The organism is Mycobacterium sp. (assembly GCF_049280035.1).
In the GTDB taxonomy this organism is placed as follows: Bacteria; Actinomycetota; Actinomycetes; order Mycobacteriales; family Mycobacteriaceae; genus Mycobacterium.
Map to the genome: position 1 here is coordinate 1 of NZ_JBAPPI010000536.1, position 7715 is coordinate 7715.

The 7715-nt window shown below is 64.2% G+C and carries 7 protein-coding genes; 5 read left to right on the forward strand and 2 right to left on the reverse strand.

What is annotated here, in order from left to right; genetic code table 11:
- The first annotated feature begins 274 nt into the window (after positions 1-274).
- A complete protein-coding gene (locus WAN71_RS17435) occupies positions 275-2914 on the forward strand; it encodes a LuxR C-terminal-related transcriptional regulator (protein WP_422226530.1) in 2640 nt (879 codons plus the stop codon).
- Here WAN71_RS17435 and WAN71_RS17440 read toward each other — a convergent pair.
- Entirely contained in the window at positions 2902-3327 is a 426-nt protein-coding gene (locus tag WAN71_RS17440; RefSeq protein ID WP_422226531.1) for a nuclear transport factor 2 family protein, read from the reverse strand. The two genes, WAN71_RS17435 and WAN71_RS17440, sit on opposite strands and share 13 nt — an antisense overlap.
- A 146-nt stretch (positions 3328-3473) precedes the next feature.
- On the opposite strand from WAN71_RS17440, the gene WAN71_RS17445 reads away from it, so the two are divergent.
- From WAN71_RS17445 to WAN71_RS17455, 3 genes are all read left to right on the forward strand, one after another.
- Positions 3474-3767 carry a hypothetical protein gene (locus WAN71_RS17445; protein ID WP_422226532.1) on the forward strand — a complete coding sequence of 98 codons (294 nt, stop codon included), beginning with the start codon at positions 3474-3476 and terminating at the stop codon, positions 3765-3767.
- Positions 3768-3863: 96 nt separating this feature from the next.
- Positions 3864-4985, forward strand: a complete 1122-nt coding sequence (locus WAN71_RS17450; protein ID WP_422226533.1) for a glycoside hydrolase family 76 protein — start codon at positions 3864-3866, stop codon at positions 4983-4985.
- On the forward strand, positions 4978-6327 hold the full coding sequence (locus tag WAN71_RS17455; RefSeq protein WP_422226534.1) for a 3-oxoacid CoA-transferase: 1350 nt from the start codon (positions 4978-4980) through the stop codon (positions 6325-6327). The genes WAN71_RS17450 and WAN71_RS17455 overlap by 8 nt, the downstream gene beginning before the upstream one ends.
- Here the strand turns inward: WAN71_RS17455 and WAN71_RS17460 are convergent.
- Positions 6259-6954, reverse strand: coding sequence for a DedA family protein (locus WAN71_RS17460; protein ID WP_422226536.1), 696 nt, complete (start codon positions 6952-6954; stop codon positions 6259-6261). The genes WAN71_RS17455 and WAN71_RS17460 overlap by 69 nt on opposite strands.
- Before the next feature lie 123 nt (positions 6955-7077).
- Between WAN71_RS17460 and fbaA the strand changes: the two genes are divergently transcribed.
- Positions 7078-7715, forward strand: a 638-nt coding sequence (fbaA, locus tag WAN71_RS17465; RefSeq protein ID WP_422226535.1) for a class II fructose-bisphosphate aldolase, incomplete at its 3' end; no start/stop codon positions are given.

Sequence of the window (7715 nt, forward strand, 5' to 3'; positions counted from 1 at the left end):
ATCCCGGGCCTGCGCGACGAGTCGGTGCGCCTCTTCAGGATCGTCCAACTGCTCATAGGCCAAGATGGGGAGCCCCGCGTCGAAGACATTCGGGCAACTGCGGGTAGGCATCGTGTCGACGGTCATAACGACCCCTTGCTCGGAACAAGTCAGCTAGGCGTTAGCGGTTGGTAACCGCGACGCCATCGTTGCTCCGGTACCCCAGGAGACACGTCAGTAGGCGGATACTGATCTTTCGCCCTAGACGCCCGGGCTGCCGCTTTAGGCTGTACGGGTGCGGTTGACGTGGCCGTTGACCGGCCGTTCGAAGGAACTGCGACTTATCGAAGCCGCGATTTTCGACTCGGACTCGTCCGGGATCGTGGTCTGCGGGGCTGCCGGTGTGGGGAAGAGCCGAATCGCACGTGAAGCGCTTAACGCTATTGCGCCGAACGAGTATGAAGTCCGTTGGATAGTGGCCACGTCCTCGGCGCGGTCGATTCCGTTAGGGGCGCTCTCCTCATGGGCAGTGCCTGCCGTCGAGGACAACCTCGAATTAGTCCGCGGCGTGATCGCCGCGCTGACTTCATCGTCCCCGGGCAGGACAGTGGTTCTGGGCGTCGATGATGTGGCCCTGCTCGACGATCTGTCGACATTCGTTGTGCACCAGATCATTCAGCGCCGCGCCGCGAAGGTCATACTCACCATCCGCGAAGGAGAACCGGTTCCCACCGCGACGCGGGAGCTTTGGAACGTCGAAGAGTTTGACCGCCTCGACCTACAACCGTTGTCCGAAGCCGAAATAACCGCGCTCATCTCGGCAACCTTGGGCGGCCCGCTGGATCCGCAGGCCGCCAAGCGGTTGTGGACGTTGACCCGCGGCAACCCGCTGTATCTGCGAAACATCGTCGAGCGGGAGGTTGCTGATGAACGGCTCAAGCTGCAGGGCGGGTATTGGCGCTGGCTCGGTGATCCGGTCCTACCGCCCAGCCTGGTCGAACTGATCGAAGGACGGATCGGAGGCCTGCCCAGCTCGGTTAGCGACGTGATCGACGCCCTCGCCGTCGGCGAACCCATCGAACTCGGATCGCTGACCCGGATAACCGATCCGGCCGCGGTCGAGCAGGCCGACATCCGCGGTCTCATCGCTCTTGACCAAGTAGGCGATCGGGTCGAGGCGAGGTTGGCGCACCCGCTGTACGGCGAGGTGCGCCGCAGCCGCGCAGCCCCCACCAGGCTGCGACGGCTGCGTGGGCTGGTCGCCGCCGAACTGGCCACATTCGGCGATCATGACGACATCCGCATGGCTGTGCGCCGCGCAACGCTGAGCCTCGACTCTGACCTCGAGCCCGATCCAGACCTGCTTGTTCGGGCGGCCGGCGGCGCGGTCTGGCTATGGGAATTTCCGCTGGCCGATCGACTCACAGCAGCAGCAATGCTCGCAGGAGGCGCCGCGGACGCGAAGCTCATTCGCGCCTACGCCTTGTCGTGTACGGGTCGAGGCCGTGAAGCCGATGCTCTGCTCGCCGACATCCAGGCAGGCGACTTGGCCGACGCAGTGTACGGGCGGGTGGCCTTTCTGCGGGCCACCAATCGGCTGTTCACCCTCGCCGATCCGGTAAGTACGAAGACGCTCATCGATGATGCATCCCGTGCCGCGGGGCCGCAGGCTCGCAGCTGTATCGACGCGTTTCTGACGGTGTACTGGGCGGCGATGGGCAAGCCGCACGCGGCCATCGAGTCATCGGGCAAGTTCATCTGGAAGGAGCTGCCCGACCTCGTCGCCCAGCGAGTGACGGCCTGGGCCCTCGCCCTTGCGTTCGGAGAAGTGGGCCGCGCCGGCGAAGCCGTAGCAGCGGCAGCGGCCGGTTACCCCGTTCCGATCCGCTCGTTCGTCATCATCACCGACGCCCACATCGGCGCCCTATTGTTGTCTGGCCAAATCGCCGAGGCTGATGCACCGGCGGAAACCATACGACAACGCCAGATCGAATTCCGAGCATTCCAGTTCCTCCAAGTTGGCACTGTCGCGGTGGGCAGAGTGGCGCTTGGTTCTGGCCGACTCGACGCCGCGATTTCCCTGCTGACCCAGTCCATAGAATCCGTAGAGACTTCCAGCGACTCCAACGGGTGGGGTTATCGATGCCAGATTCCGCTGACAACGGCGCTCGCGATGCGCGGTTCGACGGATGAGGCAGCGGCCTGGCTCGTGAGACTCGAAAAGCAGCGCCATCCCAGCTGGCGATACCTCGACTACGAGTACGCGATCGCCAAGGCATGGCTGGCCGCCGGACAGGGCGCCATCAGTGAAGCTATCGTGACCTTGCTTGCTGCCGCCGAAACAGCCAGGGGCAACAGTCAATTCGCTCCTGAAGTGATGTGCTTACAGACAGCCACACAGTTCGGGGAGCGTTCCTGCGGGCCTCGATTGCGGGAGCTCGAAGCGATCGTCGAAGGGCCCCGCGCCGGCGTCGCGGCCCGGTTCGCTGAAGCGTTGCATGATGGCGATGGTGGCGAACTAGCAGCGGTATCAGCGGAATTCGAGGACATGGGCGATCTCATCGCTGCTGTCGACGCGGCGGCGCACGCAGCCATCGCCTACCGGCACCAGGACTTACGTGGGTCGGCGTTGGGATGCTCGGCGAGGGCCGAGGCGCTGGCCGAGCAATGTGGCGGCGCCCGCACGCCAGCCCTGCGTAAGGCTGTTGAACGATTGCCGCTAACCGACCGCGAACGAGAAATCGTGATGCTTATCGGGGAAGGGCTGACCAACCGGGATATCGCGACAAGGCTGACGTTGTCGGTGCGAACCGTCGAAAGCCACATCTATAAGGCGATGGCCAAGACCGGCACGCCCAACCGCGACGAGCTCGCGGCGCTGCTGCCTCGACGCCAGCAAAGACATGGCGGCAGCAGCTCTCGTCAACTCAGCTGATCGACCACCGCGGCCGTATCCAGCCACACATTCTCGCGGCTGATCAGTCCGTCGCGAGACTCGAAGACGTGCAGCAGCCGAAAACTTATGCGCCGTCCGTTACCCGGAAGGCCGAGCAATGAGCCAACGACGGTACCCGTCATAAGCTGCTCGAGGACCATCGCGTCGTCGGCAAGATACTGGCGCAGGACATCCCAGCTCTCGCTGCGGAAGTTGGCGGTGAGGTAGGCGTAGAAATCGCGCGCACCGTCCTTACCGCGACTGGCGCCATTGGGGAATCCGACGACATCGTGCTCAACGTCGTCGGTGTACACAGCCACCGCCTCATCGATATCCCCTTGATTTTCGGCCCTCATGTGGCTGTCGACCAGCCCCTGCATCTGGCTGCTGTCCATCGCCGCCTCCTGGGTCATGCCCCGGCGTCAACCTACAACTACTGATCCGCCTGTACGTGGTATCACGCCGCAACGCTGCGAAATATCAGTAGTGCGCCACTGACATCGATCGATCGACCGCGATCGACGATTCCAGTAACGGATCTCACCGATGGAGGATTCAAATGCTCAACGAAAACCTTGAACTCGTAACTCTCGATGAGGACCTAGAGCAACTGGTATCGCCGGCACCGGTCCTGATCACCGAGCAGGAGATTGCGCTCGGCACGGCGGCGGCTCTGCGGTCACGGCCGACGACTCGGCGCCGGTGGGTCGAGCCGACCCACGTCTTGCTTGCAGCCGTGCGCCGCACGCTCGTGCCGTCGACGCAAGATGGCCGCCAAACGCGCCGCGACTACCCGAAGCGCTACGCCTTTCTGGAAAACTCCTGCATGGCGCGCGCGATGGATCGCCTATAACGGTCGCCGGCATGTGATCCGTCGGGATAGGGCTGCCCACGTGGATCAGCCGACACGGGAACATCGCGAGGGCCTGGTAAGGCAGGATCAGTTCCCATGGATCAGGCATGGGTCAACCGGGCTGTCAGCGCGGAAGCCGCCGTCGCAGGGCGGCACCTGAAGCGGCTGTGGGCGTTGCCCGGTACCCAGCTCGGCGTGGTGGCCTGGCCGCCGGCCCGGCGCGACCGATGGTTCGGCGGTTGGCATTACTGGTGGCAGGCGCACCTGCTGGACTGCCTGGTCGACGCGGAGCTGCGCGACCCGCAGCCGGAGCGGCGCATCAAGATCGGCCGGCAGATCCGCTCGCATCGGCTGCGCAATAACGGCTCCTGGGTCAACAGCTACTACGACGACATGGCATGGCTGGCGTTGGCGCTGGAGCGTGCCGCCCGGATCGCCGGCGTGGAACCCAAACGCGCGCTGCACAAGTTGAACGACCAATTCGTCAAAGCGTGGGTGCCCGAAGACGGCGGCGGCATCCCGTGGCGCAAGCAGGACCAATTCTTCAACGCGCCGGCCAACGGCCCGGCGGGAATCTTCCTGGCGCGCTTCGGAGACCGGCTACGGCGGGCCGAGCAGATGGCGGACTGGATCGACGCCACGCTGATCGACCCCGATACGCACCTGGTGTTCGACGGCATCAAGGCGGGTTCACTGGTCCGTGCGCAGTACACCTACTGCCAGGGCGTAGTGCTGGGCCTGGAGACCGAGCTGGCCGCCCGCACCCAAGATGAGCGGCACGCGCCGCGAGTGCATCGGCTGGTCGCCGCCGTCGACGAACACATGGCGCCGGCCGGGGTGTTGCGCGGCTCCGGCGGCGGCGACGGCGGGCTGTTCTCCGGAATCACCGCTCGCTACCTGGCTTTGGTCGCCACTACGTTGCCGGGCGAGTCCGCTGCGGACGCGGCGGCCCGAGAAACCGCCCGTGAAATCGTGCTGTCCTCGGCACAATCGGCGTGGAACAACCGGCAGTCGGTGCAAGGGCTGCCGCTGTTCGGGCCGTTCTGGGATCGCGCCGCCGAGTTGCCCACGGCCGATGGGCAGCAGGCCGAGTTCGTCGAGGGTGCGGTCACCGGTTCGGAGATAGCCGAGCGCGATCTGTCGGTGCAACTATCCGGTTGGATGCTGATGGAGGCCGCACACGCCGTGACCAGCAACGAGAGGACGGTTCATGAGTAAAGTCCACCCCGACGCCGAATCGGCCCTGCATGGCCTGCTCAAGAACGGCATGACAATCGCTGCCGGCGGGTTCGGCCTGTGCGGCATTCCGGAGAATCTGATCCAGGCGCTGGTGGACAGCGGCGTCAAGGACCTCACCATCGTCGGAAACAACGCTGGCGTAGACGATTTCGGCATGGGGCTGCTGCTCAAGGCACGGCAGGTGAAAAAGGTCGTCGCCTCCTACGTGGGCGAGAACAAGGAATTCGAGCGCCAAGTGCTGGCCGGCGAGCTGGACCTTGTCCTTACTCCGCAGGGCACCCTCGCGGAGAAGTTGCGCGCCGGCGGGGCAGGCATTCCCGGCTTCTACACCCGCACTGCCTACGGCACCAACCTTGCCGAAGGCAAAGACACCAGGGTCTTCGATGGCACCGAATACGTTCTGGAAGAAGGTATTCGGGCTGATGTGGCGATCGTCAAAGCGTGGAAGGGGGATACGGCCGGTAACCTCGTCTACCGCAAGACGGCGCGCAACTTCAACCCCATGATCGCCACCTGCGGCGCGGTCACCGTGGCCGAGGTGGAAGAACTGGTAGAGGTCGGCGAGCTGGACCCCGACCTGATCCACACCCCCGGCATCTATGTGGACCGCATCATCGCGGGCACCAACTACGAGAAGCGCATCGAGTTCCGCACTACCAGCGATGGCGCGGCGCTCAAGCACGACAGCCCAATTCGCGAACTGATGGCCAAGCGCGCCGCGCAGGAACTGCGCGACGGCTACTACGTGAACCTGGGCATCGGCATTCCGACGTTGGTGGCCAACTTCATTCCCGACGCCATCAGTGTGACGCTGCAGTCGGAGAACGGCCTGCTGGGCATCGGCTCCTACCCGACCGAAGACGGCGTCGACGCCGACCTCATCAACGCCGGCAAGCAGACCGTCACCAGCCTTGCCGGGTCAAGCTTTTTCAGTAGCGCCGACTCCTTTGCGATGATCCGCGGCGGCCACATCGACCTTTCCATCCTCGGCGGCTTGGAGGTTGCCGAGAACGGCGACCTGGCCAACTGGATGGTGCCGGGCAAGATGGTCAAAGGACCCGGTGGCGCAATGGATTTGGTGTCGGGTGTCAAACGAGTGATCGTCGTGATGGATCACACCGCGAAAGATGGGAGCCCGAAGATCCTCAAGCAATGCACGCTGCCTATCACCGGCAAGGGCGTGGTGGCCATGATCATCACCGACCTGTGCGTCTTCGACGTCGAGCCGGAACGCGGACTCACGCTTACCGAACTACACCCCGGGGTGACCGTCGCCGACGTCCGGACCAAGACCGGCTGCGACTTCACGGTCGCGGTCTGACGGCCCGCGGCGACGGTTTCGGTAAACCCTTGCCGCCGAGATAAATGCGGGCAACATCGACACGAACAAGATGGCCAGGATGATCTTTTCCAGGTTGTCATGCACGAATTCATTGTTGCCCAGGAAGTAGCCCAACAGCGTCGCACCCCCACCCCAGGCAATGCCGCCGATGATGTCGAACCCGAGGAACACCGGGTAGCGCATGTAGGACACCCCGGCCACCACCGGGGTGAAGGTTCGGATGAACGGCATGAATCGGGCCATGATGATCGCCATCGGCCCGTATTTCTCGAAGAACGCGTGTGACTCCGTGACATGGTGCTGCTTGAAGAAGCGTGAGTCTTCCTTCTTGAACAGCGCCGGGCCGATCCGTCGCCCGATGAAATACCCGGTCTGATCGCCGAGCACCGCGACCACCGCGACACAGCTGGCCAACACCTCGATGCTGACCGGTGGGTGCGCGCTGGCGGCCAGCAAGCCGCCGGTGAACAGCAGCGACTCGCCAGGCAGCAGCGGGAACAGCAGACCGGTCTCGACGAAGACGATGAGCAGGATGCCGGGTAACACCGCGTGCCCGAACACGCCGTTGGCGCCCAACCAGTACATCGGGTCGAGCAAGTTGGGCATGGCCACTGAAGTGGTCTCCAAGGCGGTCGTCACGGTGTTCCAAGATACCGGTGAAACCCGGGCGGCCTGCCAACGGCAATGTGTTGTTGCGATACTGGTGCGACACGTCAGGAAGGAAAGTTCATGCCCATCGCGACGCCAGAGGTCTACGCCGAGATGCTGCGACGTGCCAAGGAGAACTCGTACGCCTTCCCGGCCATCAACTGCACGTCCTCGGAGACCATCAACGCCGCCCTCAAGGGGTTTGCCGACGCCGGCAGCGACGGCATCATCCAGTTCTCCACCGGTGGCGCGGAGTTCAGCTCCGGGCTAGGGGTGAAGGACATGGTCACCGGCGCGGTGGCGCTGGCCAAGTTCGTCCGCGTCGTCGCGGACAAATACCCGATCAACGTCGCCCTACACACCGACCACTGCCCGAAGGACAAGCTGGACACCTACGTGCGCCCGCTGCTGGCGATCTCGGCCAAGCGAGTAGCCGCCGGCAAGCACCCGCTGTTCCAGTCGCACATGTGGGACGGCTCCGCGGTGCCGATCGACGAGAACCTGGTGATCGCCAAGGAGCTGCTCAAGGAGGCAGCGGCCGCCAAGATCGTCCTGGAGATCGAGATCGGCGTGGTCGGCGGTGAAGAGGACGGCGTCGAGGCCGAGATCAACGACAAGCTCTACACCACTCCCGAGGACTTCGAGAAGACCATCGACGCCCTGGGTCACGGCGAGCACGGGCACTACCTGCTGGCCGCGACGTTCGGCAACGTCCACGG